Here is a 16,470-nt window from a genome sequence, read left to right on the forward strand (position 1 = left end):
CCGCTGTGCCCGCCGCACGCCACCCGGTACAGTCATATGCGTGGCTCTCGGTCTACCGTCCGTACTCCCCGGCTCCCGGCCGTCGATCGGGGAGCTGATCCGGCACGGCCAACCGACCTTCTCGTTCGAGTTCTTCCCAGCGAAGACCCCGGCCGGTGAACGGCTGCTCTGGCAGGCGATCCGCGAGCTGGAGCCGCTGCAGCCGTCGTTCGTGTCGATCACCTACGGCGCCGGCGGCACCACCCGCGACACGACGGTCGACGTCACCGAACGGATCGCCACCGAGACCACCCTGCTGCCGATGGCGCACCTGACCGCCGTCGACCACTCCGTCGCCGAGTTGCGCAACGTGATCGGCCGGCTGGCCGGTGCCGGCGTGCGCAACGTGCTCGCCGTGCGGGGCGACCCGCCCGGCGACCCGACCGGCGAATGGATCGCCCACCCCGACGGGGTGCGGTACGCCGAGGAGCTGGTCCGGCTGGTCCGTGAGGCCGGCGACTTCAGCGTCGGCGTCGCCGCCTTCCCGTACAAGCATCCGCGCTCGCCGGACATCGCCACCGACACCGAGTACTTCATCCGCAAATGCCGGGCCGGCGCCGACTTCGCCATCACCCAGATGGTCTTCGACGCCGAGGACTACCTGCGGCTACGGGACCGGGTCGCGGCGGCCGGCTGCGACACCCCGATCCTGCCCGGGGTGATGCCGGTGACCAAACTGGCCACCATCGAGCGTTCCGAGCAGCTCTCCGGTGCCCCGTTCCCGCCGGCGCTGGCCGCGCAGTTCGCCCGGGTCGCCGACGACTCCGAGGCGGTCCGCCAACTTGGCGTCGAGCAGGCCAACCATCTCTGCCGGCGGCTGATCGACGAAGGCGTACCGGGCATCCACTTCATCACCATGAACCGCTCGACGGCCACCCGCGAGGTGTGGCTCAACGTGGCCGCCGGCGCCCGGGTGTGATCGGCGCGTCCCCGCCACCCCCGACGTCCCGGCACGGTTGAGCTGTCGTGGAGACCAGGCTCAACTGGCAGGACTACGCCGTCACCTGGGCGCGCCTGCACGGCGGATTCGATCCGCGTACCGCCACTGCGGTGGTGCGCTACTGGCTGCGCGCCGCACACACCCTCGCCGACCTGCTCGGTCGGGCCAAGGTCGGCCCGACCGCGGTCACCGCCGCCGGCGTGCTGCTCTGCCTCGGCGTACCGCTGCTCGCCCCACGCGGCGGGTACGGACTGCTCGCCGCCGCCGCGTTGGTGCTGCTGGCCGCGGTCGCCGACACCGTCGACGGCGCGCTCGCCGTCGTCACCGGGCGGACCACCCGGCTCGGCTACGTCTACGACTCACTCGCCGACCGGGCCGGCGAAGCCCTGTGGCTGCTCGGCTTCTGGCTGGCCGGCGCGTCCGGCCCGCTGGTGGTCGCCGCTGGCACGCTGTCCTGGCTGCACGAGTACCTGCGGGCGCGGGCGGCGGCGGCCGGGATGCGGGAGATCGGTGTGGTGACGGTGGGGGAGCGCCCCACCCGGGTCAGCGCCGCCCTGGTCGGACTGCTGCTGGCCGGGGTGGCCGCACTGATCGCCCCGGACCTCGCCGCCGGGGTGCTCACCCTGGTCACCGCCGTCTGGCTGCTGCTCGGCCTGTTCGGGCTGAGTCAACTACTCACCGCCGTCCGCCGCACCCTGCGCTGACCCGCCAGCCAGCCCGCGCCGATCGGGTCTGGTCAGCGTCCAGCCGGGCCGATCTGGTCAGCGACGATCTGCGCCGACAGGGTGACCATCGGCAGCCCACCACCTGGATGCACCGAGCCGCCGACCAGGAACAACCCGGCCGCCGGACCCCGGTTCGCCGGGCGCAGCAGTCCACCGGCCGTACCGTAGATCGACCCGCCGGGGGTGCCGGTCGCCGTGGCGAGGTCCGCCGGGGTACGCACCTCGCGGAACAGCAGCCGATCCCGTACGTCGACCCCCCGGTCGGCCAGCACCCGCAGCACATGGTCGGCGTACGCGTCGGCCAGCCCCGGCCGCCGCCAGTCCACCCCGGCCAGGGAACGGTCCTGCCGGGCGGCGTTGACCAGCACGAACCACGCCTCGTGGCCGTCCGGGCGGGAAGCCGGGTCGTCGGCCACCGTGACGAAGATCGTCGGATCGGTGGCCGGCCGCGCCGGGCGACCCCGACCCGGGTCGCCGAAGACCGCATCGAACTCGGCGTCGTAGTCGCGTGGGAAGAACACCGTGTGGTGGGCCAGCTGTTCGGTGCGGCCGCGAACCCCGAGCAGCAGCACGAACCCGCTCAGGCTGCGGTCGGCCAACCGGGTGAGCCGCCGGGCGTCCGGCAGCAGCTCCCGGTAGACCCGGGACGCGTCCACGTTGGCCACCACCACGTCGGCCGGCACCGGCCGGGCCTCACCGGCCACCCGTACGCCATGCACCCGGCCACCGGCGGCGTCGATCGCGGTGACCGTCGTGCCGGTCCGGACCACCACCCCCAGATCCAGGCAACGGGACAGCAACGCGTCGGCCAGCGCGCCCAGCCCGCCCCGGACGTACCAGCCGCCGAAGGCCAGCTCGGCGTAGGGCACCGCGAGCAGCGCCGCCGGGGCACGGCGCGGATCGGCACCGGTGTAGGTCGCGTACCGCTCCAGCATCGTCCGTAGCCGCGGGTCGCGCACCTCCCGGCGTAGCACCCCGCGCAGGCTGCGGCCGGGCGCGATCGCAGCCAGGTCACCGAGGCGGTACGCGAGCCGCGCCACCGCCAACGGCGAGCCGGCCTCCCGGCGCAGGACGTCCCGCCAGGAGGCGTCCCAGATCCGCCGCGCCCGGCGCCACACCCGCTGCCAGTCGTCGGCCGCAGGGTCGCCGAAGGCCGCCGCGATCCGTTCGGTGAGTCGCGCCGGGTCGGCACACGAGTCGAGCCAGGTCGCGGTGGCCGCGGCACCGGCACCGGCACCGTCAGCAAGGCCGGCACCGCCGGGGAATTGGTGCCGTACCACCGGGTCGAGCCCGACCAGGTCGAGCGTCTTGTCCAACGGCTCGCCGGTGGCGTCGAACAGGTCGGCGAAGACCTGCGGCAGGGTCAGCAGACTCGGCCCGGTGTCGAAGGTGAACTCGCCCAGCGGTGTCTGCCGCGACCAGCGGGCCAGCTTCCCGCCGACGGTGTCGGCCTGCTCGATGAGCGTGACGTCGTGCCCGCCGTGGGCCAACCGGATCGCGGTGGCCAGCCCACCGACCCCGGCACCGATCACCACGACCCGACTCATCGGCATTCCTCCTGGCAGCAACTCGGTCGGACCAGTCTCAGGGCATGGTCGGTCCTGAGGACCTTGGCGGTCTCAGGGCATGGTCACCGGGCGGCCACGCCAGGCGAGGCGTCGCCGCTTGCGCAGATAGTAGGACCGGATCACCAGCCAGCCGAGCAGCGTGACCGACACCGGATGTGCCAATCCGTCCGGCAGCGCCCGCCCGCCGGTGGCCCGGGCGCAGACCCCCCGGCCGGTCACCCCGAGCAGGTAGCCCACCGCACCGGCCGTGGCCAGCACCGCGGCTGCCGGGCCGGCGCCGACCGCTAGCCCGAGCAGCCCGGCGACGGCCAGCAGCGGCGGCACCGCGTACAGCGCCAGCAGCACGGCCACGACGGCGGCCGCGCCGACCGGCGACGGCAACGACGCCCACAGCGACTTGGTGTAGCCGGCCGACAGCTCTCGCCAGGACCCGTACATCCGGCAGGTCGCCAGTGCCGACCCGTCGGCCAGGGCGATCCGCCCGCCACCGCGCTTGACCGCCCGGGCCAACGCAATGTCCTCCAACACCTGGTCGCGCACTGCCGCGTGTCCGCCGGCCCGGTCGTACGCGGCCCGGTCGACCAGTAGGAACTGCCCACCGGCGGCGGCCAGCGAGGTACGCGGCGAGCGTTCCATCGCGCGCAGCGGCAGGAAGGTCAACCAGGTCCACTGCAGCAGCGGCTGCACCAGCCGTTCGCCGACCGAGCCGACGACGATCCGGGGGTACGGGCTGAGCAGGTGCGCCGGCACCGACCGCAGCATGCCGACGGCGGCGGCGACCGCCTGGGCATCGAGGACCACGTCGGCGTCGACGAACACCAGCACGCCGTCGGACCGACCTTCGGAGGTGGCCGACTCGGCGGCGTCGGCGAGTTGCTGACAGGCGTGTGGTTTGCCCAGCCAGCCGGCCGGCAGCCCGGCGCCGGTCAACAGCCGTACCCGCTGGTCGTCGCCGACGACCGCCCGCACGACGTCGGCGGTGCCGTCGGCCGACCCGTCGTCGAGGACGACGATCTCCCAGTCGGTCAGTTGCCGCTGGGCGAGCAGCGCCCGCAGGCACGGCCTCACCCGGTCGGCCTCGTCGCGCAACGGCAGCAGGATCGACACCGGCTCGGTCACCGGACCGCAGACCGGGGCCGGCCGGCGCAGCCAACGAACAGCGTTGATCAGCGTCAACGCGGTCAGCCCGACCAGCACCGCGACGAGCACGATCGCGCCGCCGGCCACCGCCGCCCACCAACTCATCGTCGTCGGGCGCGGATCAGCGTCACCGCGAGCGGCACCGCGACCAGTCCCATGCCGAGTCCGCCCCAGCCGGCCGAAGCGGGCAGCCCGAGGAAGACCGCGTGGGCGAGCACGCTCGACGCGTACGTCCACAGGTACAGCGCGTACATCGGCGAGTCGACCGGGCCGGTGCGTTGGACCCGGCCGCCGCCGACGGCGGACAGCAGGGTCATCATGACGAGCGCCGCCGCCAGCCAGCCCAGGTAGTTGCCGAGCGGGACGTCCGGTACCCCGGGCAGCGCCGGATCGGTGTCCAGCCAGGTCCAGTGGCCCTCGGTGACCATCTGCGGGTCGAGGAAGAGATCCCAGCAGGCCAGCGCGACCGCGGCGAGGGCGACCCGGGCCGCCGCACCGCGGACCAGCCGCGCGGCGACCAGCCACGCCGGCCAGGCCATCCAGGTCCAGGCCAACGGAATGATCAACGGTACGCCGAGCAGCTTCGGCCCGAGCGTCCCGGCGTAGTCGTACCCGCCGAACGGGAACCCGGTGGCCACTCCGCACGCCTCGACCGCCAGCCCGCCGCCGGCGGTGACCGCCACCAGAACGGCGGCCGGACGCGGACCCCGGCTGAGCAGGGCGTGGCTCACCGACAGCCCGAAGCCGATCACCACAGTGGCCACGGTCAGCCCGGCCCGGGTCGCGCCGGCGGTGAGCGGATAGCCGATCTGGGCCAGCACCAGCAGCGCCAGTAACGCCCAGGGCAGCCCTCGCCGCAGGCTCATGACCAGCGCGGCGCCGGATCCGGCGCTGGCTCGGGCGGTGGCTCGGGCGGTGGCAGCGGCAGGGTGCGGCCCAGCACCGCGAACGCCCGCTCGTCGCCGGGAAAGGTGAAGTCCCGCAGCACGTCGACGAAGCCGAACCGGCGGTACAGCCGCCAGGCCCGGGACCGCTGTTCGTCGGCCTCCGGGGTGGACAGCAGCGTGGTCGCGCCAGTGGCCATCCCGAGCAGGGTACGCAGCTGGCGCGCGCCGACGCCGTGGCCCTGCGCCCGGGGATGCACGTGCAACTCGACGACTTCGAAGCAGTCGGTGAGCCAGGTCTGCCGGGCGGACCGGCCCAGCGCGCCGCGTACCTGGTCGTGCCACCACTGGCCGGACGCGGAGCGGTAGCCGTAGCCGAAGCCGGCGAGCTGACCGTCGGTGGCGAGGGTGGCGACCGCCCGGAAGCCGGGGCGGCGGACGTGGGTGGCGATGTAGCCGCGGCGTACCTCCAGCAGCTCCGCCCGGTAGTTCATCGCCTCGCCGTAGACGGCGACCACGTCGTCGAGCCGGCGGAGCAGATCGTCCGGCAGCCACGGCACCAGCCTCATCGGCGTCCGTCCCTCACTCGCCGCCAATGCCACATGTTCCGTCGCCATCCTCTCCGTCCCAGCCCAACACAGCCCGGTCCCCGTCGATGGCGAGCACCTCGAACCGGGCGAAAAGCTCCTCGGCGTACCACTTTTGCACCGGGGTCTGGGTGATAGCCGCCCGGTGCTGCGGGTGACGGTACGCGAACCGGGTGAGGTCCGCCGCACTGCGCCACACGCTTACCGTGCCCTGCCAGCCGATCGGGGCCTCACCGATGCCGAACCGGCAGTGCAGCCCGTCGGCCTGCGTGAGGGCGGCGGCGACCGGGCCGATCGACCGCCAGAAGGTCAGCGCCTTCGCCGGCCGCAGCCGGGCCCGGGTCAACGCCAGCACCGGCGAATCGGCGCTGTCCGACGACCCGCCGCCGGTCGGGTCGCCGAACGGCGCGGCACCGGACCAGCGGCCACGGCTCAGCAGCGGCCGCAGGTCGAGGCGGACCTGACTGTCGGCGATTCGCTGCCAATCCTGGCCGACCGGCGCGGCGTCGAACCCGGCCGCTGCGGAGGGCTCGCCCCACGCCACGAGCGCCGCCCACCGGGTCGGCTCGGAGTCGGTCGGCCCGAAGCCGGTGCCGGTCCCGGTGCCGAGCAGTTTCGCGAACCGCACCCCGGGCGTACGGCGTAGCCGGCGGGCGTCGAACGCCATCCGGGCCAGCACCCGCGGCAGCCGCCGCCGGGGCACCCGCCAGGCGTGCAGCGTGACCAGCTCGGGGACCGGCGTGGCCTCGTCGGTCGGGTCGATCACGCGACCTCGGTGGCGGTTCCGGCGGTGATCCGCAACAGCTCGGCGTAGGTGGTCGGGAACACCGCCCGGGGTACGCCGCCGGCCGCCCAGACCTCCGGGTACTGCTCCAATGCCGTGTCGACCAGGGTCCGGACCGGCTTGGGATGCCCGAGCGGGGCTACTCCGCCGATCGGCTGGCCGGTGTGTTCGCGGACGAACTCCGGCGTGGCCCGGCGCAGCGCGGTCAGCCCCAACGCGGCGGTGACCTTCGCGGTGTCCACCCGGTGCGCGCCGGAGGTCAGCACCAGCAGCGGCTCGCCGTCCGCGTCGAAGATCAGCGAGTTGGCGATCTGGCCGACCTCGACGCCGAGCGCGGCCGCCGCCGCCGCTGCGGTGTGCACCGCGTCCGGTAGGACCTGCACCCGGCAACTGGCTCCCGAGCCGTCCCGGGCGTCGGCGATGTTCAATGCGTCCTGCACCGCCTGCACGTTCGGATGTGTCTGCATGGCCTCTATCTTGCTCGCCGACGGTTCGCTGCCCGATACCGGGAGCGCGTCACCGGTATCGGACTGCGGGCGGCCGCGCCCGGTACGAGAAACCGCCTGCGGTGTCTCGTACCGGGAAGGAGGTGTCGTCGATGTATCCCACGCTGATTGCGCCTCCCGGGCCGGCCTGATCGACATCCCGCCCGGGAGCGCGTCCCAAGCGCAAGGGACAACCGGAGGCTTCCAGTGGACTTGTCACCAGGTGTGGAGAATCCCGCTCACATCACTGCGAAGTTCGCCGATGCCGTGTAGTGGCGGGTCACCTCGAGCTTGACCTCTCCCTTGCGGGTGGCGAGCCGGCCCATCTTCAGCCGCGGCCGGACGAACGCCTTCCCGGCGAATCCCGGCGGGACCTCGGACTCGTCGTGGAAGTACTCCATCCGCAGACCCGACGACGGATCTGCGTCCGGGAGGCTGAAGGACAGGCGGATCCCGAGGTATCCGAAACCTGGCCCGTACCACCTGGCGAGGCGTGCGTCCAGAATGCCCCGTAGCCGGCCCAGCTCTTCCACGAACGCGTGCGCCGACTGCGGGTAGCTGCCGTCTCGCACCAGCCGGATCGGGTTCTTCGGCAGCGGGTTGCGCTGAGACGCCACCGTGGTCAGTGCCGAATCGGCCAGGTTTGTCCGATCCGGTCCGTCGTCGAGCACGAACGTCGTACCGCGCCTGCGCCACCCGCGATCCGTGCCAGGAAGACTCTCGAACGTCGCGGTACGCAGCTCGGTGTACATGCTGCCGTTGATCCACTTCTCGGCGTACGCCTCCACCGGCCGGCGCTGACCCCAACCGACGAGCGCGAGAACCTCGCAGGCCCGGACCAGCCGGTTCCACTCGGCCAGCGACCGGTACTCGCGGAGTTCGTCATACTCGGCAAGGAGCCGGGTGCGCACCGCGTCCTGGTCGAGTCCCCCGACTCGGCGTTCCAACTCGTCAAGAGGCAGCTCGCCGAACAGGGCCTCGTCCATCACCGCGCCAGGATAGCCAGCGTCGGAGGGAAGGGAACGATTCCATGGCCATGGGTGACGTGCGGGTCGCCGCGTACGGGGTGTGCCTGGTGGCGGGGCGTCTGCTGGTGGCGCGCTACGTTTCGCCGGACCGGGTCCGCCAGCATTGGACGTTGCCCGGCGGCAAGGTCGAGCACGCCGAGGATCCGGCCGACGCGGTGGTGCGGGAGGCGGCCGAGGAGACCGGGTACCAGGTCGAGATCGAGTGCCTGCTCGGCGTGGATTCGCGGACGGTGCCCGCACATCGACGGCTCGTCGGCCGTGGGGAGTTGCACAGCGTGGGGATCTTCTACCGGGTCCGGGTGACCGGCGGCGAACTGCGACACGAGGTTGCCGGATCGACCGACCTGGCCGACTGGTTGCCGGTGACAACGGTCAGACAGCAGGCGCGGGCGGTGATCGTCGATGTGGGGCTGGAGTTGGACCGTACCCGTCCCGCCAGCGGCCACGTGCCCCCGATCGCGGTCGCCGGCCTGCTTCGCGCATAGTGCGCGCCCACGATCTGTACGCCGCGCTCGTCGCCGATACCGCTGACGATCCCGCCGGGTCGATATGCGTTCTGGGCGTGTACCGCTGCGGCATAGCGGTGAAACGGAGGTCCGCTCCCCGAATACGATCTGGCGATGGCGACGAACGGTCAGTTGATCGACCTGGACCAATCTCAGCGCGACACGAGCCGTGGCACCGATGGGCTGGCTTCGCCCCGCTGGCACCATGGCCTGCTCGTCGGCGTACTGCTGATCGGGGTAGTGGTGGGTGGCCTCGGCGGCTGGCTGCTGGGCGACCATCAGCAGCGGCGGGAGTCTGCGGTAGTCGAGCTGGTGGCGTTGGCCGGCCGGATGTCCAGCAGGGGGACCGACCAGCTGGCGGCGGACCTGACGCTGGTCAACGCCGGCGGCCGATCAGTGTCGGTCCGGGTCGTCGACACCGAGACGCCCGGTCTCACCATCGCCGACGCGGGAGGCCAGGCCCGAATACCACCCGCGAGCATGGGATCGATCCCGGTGCTGCTGCGGTTCGACTGCGCCACGGTCGTGCACCGGTACAACGATCCGGTGCCGGTCCGGCTGTCGGCCACCGTCGCCGGTGGCCGGGTCAGCGAGGTCAGTTACCCGGTGGCGATCAACGGCGACTGGCGGGAGTGGATCGACCGGTCGTGCCGGCTGGCGTCGCGCCGCTAGGATGCGGCGATGGGGGAGTTGAGCACCGAACGGCTGTTGCTGCGGCACTGGCGGGAGTCCGATCTGGAGCCGTGGGTGGCGATGAACGCCGACCCGCAGGTGCGCGAGTTCTTTCCTGGCCTGGCGACCCGCGAGCAGAGCGCCGCCACCATGCTGCGTTGCCAGACCGGTCTGGAGCAGCGCGGCTGGGGCTGGTGGGCGGTCGAGGTGCTCGACACCAGCGAGTTCATCGGCATGACCGGGCTCGATCCGGTGGACGCCAACATGCCCTCCGGCGGGGTGGAGATCGGCTGGCGGCTGCGCCGGAGCGCCTGGGGCCACGGTTACGCGAGCGAAGCGGCCCGCGCCTGCCTGGCGTACGGCTTCGATGAGCTGGCGCTGCCGGAGATCGTGGCCCTGACCGCTGCCGGCAACCTGCGGTCGCAGGCGGTGATGCGGCGGATCGGGATGACCCGCGACCCGGCGGGCGACTTCGACCACCCGAACGTGCCCGACGGCCCGGTGCGCCGCCACACCCTCTTCCGCATCCAGGCACCGTCGCGCTCACGCTGACCATCCCGGCCGTACGTCGCTTTGGTCCGACAGAGTTGCGCCTGCAACCTCCACTCCAGAGTGCGGATTCGATCGTTCTTTCCTGATCGGATCAGCTGGTGGATGTCGATATGTGGATCAAGGCCTGCAAAGCGGCCAGGGCAGCGGCGGACGTCTCCCAGGATCAGCTCGCTCCGAAAGTGCGGGTGCCGACGAAGCCTTGCCCGAGGGCGACGATGTGGTGCATGTGGATGGCGTCTTCGGGCACCCGGTGGACCATCCGAGCGGCGTGAAGCACCCGGCCAGGTGCTGGTCCGCGACAGCAAGGACGTCGCCGGCCCGGTGCTCACCTTCGGCCCGGCCGCCTGGTCTGCCTTCGTGACCGAGCTGACCGCCACCCACTGACCGTCACCCACTGACCGGCCGATGGCCGGAGCGGTCAGGTGGGGACGCAGACGGTGATGGCGGCGGGGACGACCCGTACCTTCATCCGTTTCGAGGGGGCACGGGCGCCGCCGTCGAGTTCGTAGGTCATCGGCTCGGTCAGCCGGATGTCGATCCGCCGCGCCCGGGTGACCCGCACGAACGGTGACTTCTCCGACCGCCCGACGGCCATCCGGCCCAGCGTGCGCGCCCACTCCACCGCGCCCTGCGCGGTGGTCACCCCGACCTCCAGCCAGCCGTCGTCGGGCTGCGCGTCGTCAAAGGCGTGAATCCCGCCGGTGATCTTGCCGACGTTGCCGACCAGGACGCAACTGGCCGGCTCGTCGAACCAGGTCGTCCCGTCGACCTTGATCCGTACCGTCGGCGCGGCACCGCGCACGTGCCGCAGCCCGGTCCAGACGTACGCCAGTTGGCCGGCCCGGGCCTTGAGATCCCGGTCGGCGTCGCGGATGAGTCGACCGTCGAAGCCGGCCCCCGCCATCACCGCGAAATGCTCACCGTTGATCCTCCCCAGGTCCAGCGGGCGCCGCTCGCCCTCAAAGCCGATCCGCACCGCCTCGCCCAGGTCGTTCGGGATGCCCAGGTTGCCGGCGAGCAGGTTCGCGGTGCCGGCGGGCACGATCGCCACCGTGGCGCCGGAGTCCGCGAGCGCGTCCATGGTGCGCTGCACCATTCCGTCGCCGCCCCACACGAAGACCAGGTCGGCGCCCCGTTCGACGGCCCTGCGCGCCTTCTTCGGCGCCTTGCGGCTCTTCGGCACCTCGTACCAGTCGATGTCCTGCGGCCCGTGCCCGGCGATCGCCGCCCGCAGCTCGTCCAGGCCGCCGCCGAGGGTCTTCTTCCGGTGGGCGACGACGGCGACGCGCTTGGGTGCATTCATGCTGGCACCCTTACCCGCGGAGCCGGCCGGCTACGCCGTCGCGCTGGTCACCGGCGGTGGACCCGCCGCGACAGCGGCCGGGGGTGAGCCGGCCGCGGTCACGGCCGGCGGCGGTGGTGAACCGTCGGGCACCGGCGGGGTGGCCGGTGGGCCGCCTGACCGGGCCGTCTCGGCCAGCACCACCCCGGCGAGCACCAACGCGCCGCCGGCCAGCTGCACCGGGGTCAGCGCCTCACCGGCGCCGATCACCACCCAGGCGACGGCGGCGGCGAGCACCGGCTCGATCATCGCGACGATACCGACGCTGGTGGCCGGCAGGTGCCGCAGCGCCGCGGTGATCATCAGGTACGGAACGATCGAGCCGAAGACCACCACCGAGCAGCAGAGCAGCGCGACCGGCACTCCGGTCTCGGTCCGGGTCAGCAGCGGCTGCCAGCCGTCCAGCCCGGCGGTGAGCGAGCGGACGATCAGTCCGGCGATCGCCGCCGCGCCGAACGCCCAGGTGGTCAGCGACAGGGCGTCGCGGTCCTGCACGCCCCGGGCCCCGATCACAAAGTACGCGGCGAGCATCACGGCAGCGCCCAGCCCGGCGGCCACCCCGAGCGGGTCGAGGATCAGCCCGCCCCACACCTGCGCCACGCAGGCCAGCCCGGCCAGGCTCAGCCCGAGTCCGGCCCAGATCCGTGGCCGCACCTGTTGACGCTGTACCGCCCAGACCCACAGCGCCACCATCAACGGGGCGGTGTACTCGAACAGCAGGGCGATACCGACCGGCAGCCGGGCGATCGCTACGAAGTAGCACATCGGCACCAGGAAGAAGCCGGTCAGCCCGTACGCGATGAGCAGCGGCACCTCTCGCCGGCGCAGCCGCAGCCGCCGCACCCCGGGCCGCAACACCACGCTGAGCGCGAGCAGACCGATGAACGCGCCGACCGCCCGCAGCAGGGTCATCTGCGGGGCGTCCAGTCCGGCCCGCAGCGCCAGCTTCGACACCGTGCCGTTGATCGCGAACAGAGCACTGGCCCCGATCACCAGGGCCAGGCCGAGCAGCGGCCGGCGCAGGTACGCAGTCGTCACGGCGGTGAGGCTACCGCGGTACTTGTCAGCGCCCAACCGGATATGGCCCCTTACCGAATGGTGGGCGCGCGCCTGGAGTCCGGCGGGCTCCGGTCTGCACCGTCGTGGGCGGCCGGCGAAAATCGGTGGGCGGCCGGTCGATGGCTGCGGCACCATTTCGGCATGGCCTTCATCGAAGCTGACGGTTTGACCAAGCGGTTCCGCCGGCCGGTGAAGGACCCGGGTCTGCGCGGCGCGGTGAAACACCTGTTCACCCGGAGGTTCGCCGACCACGCCGCAGTCGACGGCATCGACCTGCGGGTCGAGGCGGGCGAGGCGGTCGCGTACGTCGGCCCGAACGGCGCCGGCAAGTCGACCACGGTGAAGCTGCTCGCCGGCATCCTGGTGCCGACCGCCGGTGAGGTCCGGGTCGGCGGGGTCGTGCCGCACCGGCAGCGGGTCGCCAACGCCCGGCAGATCGGGGTGCTGTTCGGCCAGCGTACGCAGCTGTGGTGGGACCTGCCGGTCCGCGAATCCCTCGCCCTGCTGCGCGACCTGTACGACATCGACGCCCGCACCTACCGCGAGCAGCTGGAGCGCTTCGACGACGTCCTCGGCCTCGGTGAGCTGCTGCCGGTGGTGGCCCGCAAGCTCTCCCTCGGCCAGCGGATGCGCGCCGACCTGGCCGCCGCGCTACTGCACCGGCCCCGGGTGGTCTACCTCGACGAGCCGACGATCGGGCTGGACATCGCGGTCAAGGACCGGGTCCGGGCCTTCCTGCGTGAGCTGCGCGCCGACGGCACCACACTGATCCTCACCACCCACGACCTCGGCGACATCGAGGACGTCTGTCAGCGGATCGTCATCATCGACCAGGGGCGGATCATCTACGACGGGCCGTTGGTCGGGGTCAAGGACCAGTTCGCCCGGCACCGCTCGATGCATCTGCACCTGGCCGACCCGCTGCCGCGCGACACGGTCACCGCCGCGCTGCCCGGCCTGGAGGTCGTCGAGGGGGCGACGCCGGGGGAGTTCACCGTCCGGTTCGACCGGTTCGCGGTCACCGCCGGTCAGGTTATCGCGGCTGTGTCGGCCCTGTCCGAGGTACGCGACCTGCGCATCGACGAGCCGGCGATCGAGGACGTGATCCGCAAGGTGTACGCCGGTGAGCTGCGCCTGGTGCCGGCCCCGTGACCACCGTCGCGGCCGAGCCGCCGGTGCGGTACGCGGTCGTCCGCCCGTACCGGGCGCTGGCCAGGGTCGCCGCCCGCAGTGTGCTCGCCTACCCGTTGAGTTTCGTCTTCGGCATCGCCGGGGTGCTGCTGCAACTGCTCGCGATGCTCTCCATCTGGGCGGTGCTGCTCGGCTCCACCGACAGCATCGGCGGGTTCAGTTGGCCGCAGATGAAGGCGTACCTGTTGATCGCGTACGTCACCGGGGCGTTGATGTCGTTCGGCGACTGGGAGATGGGCGCCCGGATCCGTGACGGGATGGTGGCGGTCGATTTGACCCGGCCGGTCGACTACCAGCGGGCCCGCTTCGCCGAGACGGTGGGTGTCGCCGTCGTCGAGGTCGCCTTCTCACTGACGGTCTGCGCCGTGGTGTTGGCGATCACCGGGCCGGTCCCGGTGCCGCCGCCCGGCCAGGCCGCGCTGTTCGCCGTCAGCGCGCTGCTGGTGCTGCCGCTGCGGTTCACCACCGTCTACCTGACCGGCTTGTTGGGCTTCTGGACGCAGAACATCTTCGGGGTGTCGTTGGCCCGAGGGGCGATCACGAATCTGTTCTCCGGGGCACTGGTGCCGTTGACGCTGCTGCCCGGCTGGCTGCAGGCGATCGCCGCGGTGCTGCCGTTCGCCGGGATGACCTTCACCCCGGCGACGATCTATCTCGGACAGGCGACCGGGGTGGACGCGCTGCGGCTGATCGGTATCCAGGCGGTGTGGACGGTGGCGCTGTGGTGGGGTGCCCGGCTGGCCTGGCGGGCGGCGGTGCGTCGATTGACCGTACACGGGGGATGATCATGCGACGACGGAGCGGGCTGCGTCGGGGGGTCCGGCTCTACCGGCGCAGCCTCGGCGCCCACCTGCGCGCGACCTTGGAGTACGAGGCCGACTTCTGGATCCTGGTGGTCGGTTCGGCGTTGACCCAGCTCGTCGGGCTGGCGTTCCTCGGCGCGATCTTCTCCCGGGTGCCGCACGTCAACGGCTGGAGCTTCGCCGAGGTGGTCCTGATCTACTCGGTCGTGGTGATCTCCGACGCGATCGGGCCGCTGCTGTTCGAAGGTACCTGGCGGCTGCCGTGGCTGGTCAACAAGGGCGAGTTGGACTACAAGCTGGTGCGGCCGTACCCGGTGGTGCTGCAGGTGCTCAGCGACGATGTCGGCATCAACGGGCTGGGCAACCTGGTCACCGGTGGGGCGATGTTCGGCTGGGCGTTGTGGCGGGTCGACGTCGTCTGGAGCCCGGCGCTGGTCGTCGGTGGGTTGTTGCTGTTCGCCAGCGGCATGGTGGTCAAATTGTCGATCAATCTGATCACCAACTCGTCGGCGTTCTGGATGCAGAGCGCACACTCGATCTTCGCGTACGCGGTGCACCAGATCGGCGACCTGGCCCGCTACCCGGTGTCGGTGTACGCCCTCGGAGTGCGGCTGGTCCTGGTCGTCGGGCTGCCGTTCGCGTTCGTCAGCTTCTTTCCGGTCAGCGCGATCCTCGGCGACCCGGACGGCGCCGGCCGGGCCGGGGTCGGCCCGACCTGGCTGGGTTGGCTCACCCCGCTGGTCGCCGCCTACTGCGTGACGGTGGCGGCGTTGGTGTTCCGCGCCGGACTACGCCGCTACGAATCCGCCGGCAACTGAGTGTCCGATCAGTAGTCTCGGCGTACTGGTGGATCTATATTCTTCGGCATGGGATCTCTGGTCCTTCGGCGGCAGGTCGTCGCCGGGCTCGCCGCGTCCCTGCTCGCGGCCGCCGCCGCGATCGTCGCACTGCCCGCGCCGGCGCTCGCCGCCGACGCCAGCTACCGGTCGCTGATCACCGCCAGCAACCCCGACTGGCTGCGCCGGCTGCCGGACGGCGCCAACCTGGCGTCGCTGTCGCTGTCCGGCACCCACCAGAGCCTGTCCATCCACGGTGGGTCCTTCACCCAGACCCAGGAGAACCACGGCAACGGGGCGGCGCCGCTCGCCGCCCAGCTCGCCGCCGGCATCCGGGTGGTCGACCGTCGGGGCGATCGCCACCAAGCGCGACCAGGTCCGCCGGCACCTTGACGCCACCAGCTACGGCGACCCGACCAAGCTGTACGTCAACTTCGCCAGCGGCTCCAGCGTCTTCGCCACCCCGGCGGCGGTCTGGTCAACAAGATCATCTCAGTGAACGGAGTCTGAGGTTCAGCTCAGGCCCATCGACTCGACGTACCGCTCGGCGGTGTTCGGGTACGGCAACGCCAGCGGATTGCGGCAGTACCGACCGTCGGCCCGGGTCATCAGCCCGGCCTCGATCAAATAGCGGCGAACGGTGATGTGGTCCACGTCGCCGCCGTCGCACCAGTGGCGCAGCAGCTCGTCGACCGCCGGTTCGTCGTAGACCACGTCACGGTCGAAACATGCCTCGACGATGTGCGTCAGCACTGCGCGGCGTCGGGCCTGCCGCGCCGGCAGAGAGACGAGACGCCCGTCGCGCACGAACGGACGAAGATCGGGGTTCATACCGCCCGACGGTACGCATCCCGCCTTCATGATCACGACCGGTTTCGTCCTGGGGCAGCGCCCTGAGGCAATCCGGCCGTCACCGGTGCCGGGTTGTGCGGGATCAGGCCGCCTCGGCGGCGGCACCCACGCCGAGCGCCCGCACCATCTGCCGGCGGCCAGCAGGGTGCCGAGGTCGAAGCCGAGACCCTGGTCCACGAGTTCCTTGTTCGGCCGGGCCAGCGGGCGCACCTCGAAACGCGGGGCCGCGCCGGGTAGCTGGCGGCGTCGCCTGTATCTCCCTCCGTCCGTGACCCACGGTAGGTCTCTGCGCGGTGACCCGGAGGTGACTTTTGAGAAGAACTCGCCGCATCATCGCGATCATCCGGCGCGTGGGGAATCGAACTGGCCTAAACGGTTCGTCCTGTTTGCGAGGTTCGGTGTGCTGGCCGGGTGCGGGGAACATCGGCCGGTCGGGCGGCGTTGGATCCTGGTGTTGGACCGAGTAGGCGAACGCCC

Annotated in this window: 20 protein-coding genes; 10 read left to right on the top strand and 10 right to left on the bottom strand. The window is 71.9% G+C overall.

The window, feature by feature from the left end; genetic code table 11:
* The first annotated feature begins 40 nt into the window (after nt 1–40).
* Together metF and ACFHVL_RS13470 are read left to right on the top strand one after the other, a co-directional pair.
* On the top strand, nt 41–958 hold the full coding sequence (metF, locus tag ACFHVL_RS13465) for a methylenetetrahydrofolate reductase [NAD(P)H] (protein ID WP_416628033.1): 918 nt from the start codon (nt 41–43) through the stop codon (nt 956–958).
* Between the two features lie 47 nt (nt 959–1,005).
* Entirely contained in the window at nt 1,006–1,683 is a 678-nt protein-coding gene (locus ACFHVL_RS13470) for a CDP-alcohol phosphatidyltransferase family protein (protein ID WP_416628035.1), read from the top strand.
* 32 nt (nt 1,684–1,715) lie between these two features.
* Here the strand turns inward: ACFHVL_RS13470 and ACFHVL_RS13475 are convergent, their stop codons facing one another.
* From ACFHVL_RS13475 to ACFHVL_RS13505, 7 genes are all read right to left on the bottom strand, one after another.
* Nucleotides 1,716–3,251, bottom strand: a complete 1,536-nt coding sequence (locus tag ACFHVL_RS13475) for a phytoene desaturase family protein (RefSeq protein WP_416628036.1) — start codon at nt 3,249–3,251, stop codon at nt 1,716–1,718.
* Between the two features lie 72 nt (nt 3,252–3,323).
* The gene (locus ACFHVL_RS13480; RefSeq protein WP_416628037.1) at nt 3,324–4,517 is read right to left on the bottom strand and encodes a glycosyltransferase; all 1,194 of its coding nucleotides are present in this window, start codon (nt 4,515–4,517) and stop codon (nt 3,324–3,326) included.
* Nucleotides 4,514–5,278 (bottom strand): carotenoid biosynthesis protein, encoded by a 765-nt coding sequence (locus tag ACFHVL_RS13485; RefSeq protein WP_416628038.1) that lies wholly within the window; start codon nt 5,276–5,278, stop codon nt 4,514–4,516. The genes ACFHVL_RS13480 and ACFHVL_RS13485 overlap by 4 nt, the downstream gene beginning before the upstream one ends.
* Nucleotides 5,275–5,865, bottom strand: a complete 591-nt coding sequence (locus ACFHVL_RS13490; protein ID WP_416628039.1) for a GNAT family N-acetyltransferase — start codon at nt 5,863–5,865, stop codon at nt 5,275–5,277. The genes ACFHVL_RS13485 and ACFHVL_RS13490 overlap by 4 nt, the downstream gene beginning before the upstream one ends.
* Before the next feature lie 13 nt (nt 5,866–5,878).
* A complete protein-coding gene (locus tag ACFHVL_RS13495; RefSeq protein WP_416628041.1) occupies nt 5,879–6,649 on the bottom strand; it encodes a monooxygenase in 771 nt (256 codons plus the stop codon).
* Nucleotides 6,646–7,134, bottom strand: coding sequence for a YbaK/EbsC family protein (locus ACFHVL_RS13500; RefSeq protein WP_416628042.1), 489 nt, complete (start codon nt 7,132–7,134; stop codon nt 6,646–6,648). Before ACFHVL_RS13500 ends, ACFHVL_RS13495 begins: the two co-directional genes overlap by 4 nt.
* Before the next feature lie 257 nt (nt 7,135–7,391).
* The gene (locus ACFHVL_RS13505; protein ID WP_416628044.1) at nt 7,392–8,141 is read right to left on the bottom strand and encodes a hypothetical protein; all 750 of its coding nucleotides are present in this window, start codon (nt 8,139–8,141) and stop codon (nt 7,392–7,394) included.
* 41 nt (nt 8,142–8,182) lie between these two features.
* On the opposite strand from ACFHVL_RS13505, the gene ACFHVL_RS13510 reads away from it, so the two are divergent.
* The 4 genes from ACFHVL_RS13510 (at nt 8,183) to ACFHVL_RS13525 (ending at nt 10,294) form a co-directional block, all read left to right on the top strand.
* Entirely contained in the window at nt 8,183–8,665 is a 483-nt protein-coding gene (locus ACFHVL_RS13510; RefSeq protein WP_416628045.1) for an NUDIX hydrolase, read from the top strand.
* 135 nt (nt 8,666–8,800) lie between these two features.
* Nucleotides 8,801–9,358 (top strand): hypothetical protein, encoded by a 558-nt coding sequence (locus ACFHVL_RS13515; protein ID WP_416628046.1) that lies wholly within the window; start codon nt 8,801–8,803, stop codon nt 9,356–9,358.
* Between the two features lie 9 nt (nt 9,359–9,367).
* Nucleotides 9,368–9,910: a GNAT family N-acetyltransferase gene (locus ACFHVL_RS13520; protein ID WP_416628047.1), complete on the top strand. Its 543-nt coding sequence runs from the start codon at nt 9,368–9,370 to the stop codon at nt 9,908–9,910.
* 285 nt (nt 9,911–10,195) lie between these two features.
* Nucleotides 10,196–10,294: a DUF397 domain-containing protein gene (locus ACFHVL_RS13525; protein ID WP_416628048.1), complete on the top strand. Its 99-nt coding sequence runs from the start codon at nt 10,196–10,198 to the stop codon at nt 10,292–10,294.
* A 34-nt stretch (nt 10,295–10,328) separates the two neighbouring features.
* On the opposite strand, the gene ACFHVL_RS13530 is transcribed toward ACFHVL_RS13525, so the two are convergent.
* Nucleotides 10,329–11,213, bottom strand: coding sequence for a diacylglycerol/lipid kinase family protein (locus ACFHVL_RS13530; RefSeq protein ID WP_416628050.1), 885 nt, complete (start codon nt 11,211–11,213; stop codon nt 10,329–10,331).
* Nucleotides 11,214–11,243: 30 nt separating this feature from the next.
* Nucleotides 11,244–12,290 (bottom strand): EamA family transporter, encoded by a 1,047-nt coding sequence (locus ACFHVL_RS13535; protein WP_416628051.1) that lies wholly within the window; start codon nt 12,288–12,290, stop codon nt 11,244–11,246.
* Nucleotides 12,291–12,452: 162 nt separating this feature from the next.
* Between ACFHVL_RS13535 and ACFHVL_RS13540 the strand changes: the two genes are divergently transcribed.
* Genes ACFHVL_RS13540 through ACFHVL_RS13555 form a run of 4 tightly spaced genes read left to right on the top strand, consistent with a single transcriptional unit; the run spans nt 12,453 to nt 15,534 of the window.
* The gene (locus ACFHVL_RS13540) at nt 12,453–13,463 is read left to right on the top strand and encodes an ABC transporter ATP-binding protein (protein WP_416628052.1); all 1,011 of its coding nucleotides are present in this window, start codon (nt 12,453–12,455) and stop codon (nt 13,461–13,463) included.
* Entirely contained in the window at nt 13,460–14,287 is an 828-nt protein-coding gene (locus ACFHVL_RS13545) for an ABC transporter permease (protein WP_416628054.1), read from the top strand. The genes ACFHVL_RS13540 and ACFHVL_RS13545 overlap by 4 nt, the downstream gene beginning before the upstream one ends.
* A gap of 2 nt (nt 14,288–14,289) precedes the next feature.
* Nucleotides 14,290–15,123, top strand: a complete 834-nt coding sequence (locus tag ACFHVL_RS13550) for an ABC transporter permease (protein WP_416628055.1) — start codon at nt 14,290–14,292, stop codon at nt 15,121–15,123.
* A 48-nt stretch (nt 15,124–15,171) separates the two neighbouring features.
* The gene (locus tag ACFHVL_RS13555; protein WP_416628056.1) at nt 15,172–15,534 is read left to right on the top strand and encodes a hypothetical protein; all 363 of its coding nucleotides are present in this window, start codon (nt 15,172–15,174) and stop codon (nt 15,532–15,534) included.
* 120 nt (nt 15,535–15,654) lie between these two features.
* Here the strand turns inward: ACFHVL_RS13555 and ACFHVL_RS13560 are convergent, their stop codons facing one another.
* Nucleotides 15,655–15,972: a DUF2087 domain-containing protein gene (locus tag ACFHVL_RS13560; protein WP_416628057.1), complete on the bottom strand. Its 318-nt coding sequence runs from the start codon at nt 15,970–15,972 to the stop codon at nt 15,655–15,657.
* Nucleotides 15,973–16,470: the final 498 nt, after the last annotated feature.

It is taken from the genome of Micromonospora sp. LOL_023, assembly GCF_048060115.1.
In the GTDB taxonomy this organism is placed as follows: domain Bacteria; phylum Actinomycetota; class Actinomycetes; order Mycobacteriales; family Micromonosporaceae; genus Micromonospora_E.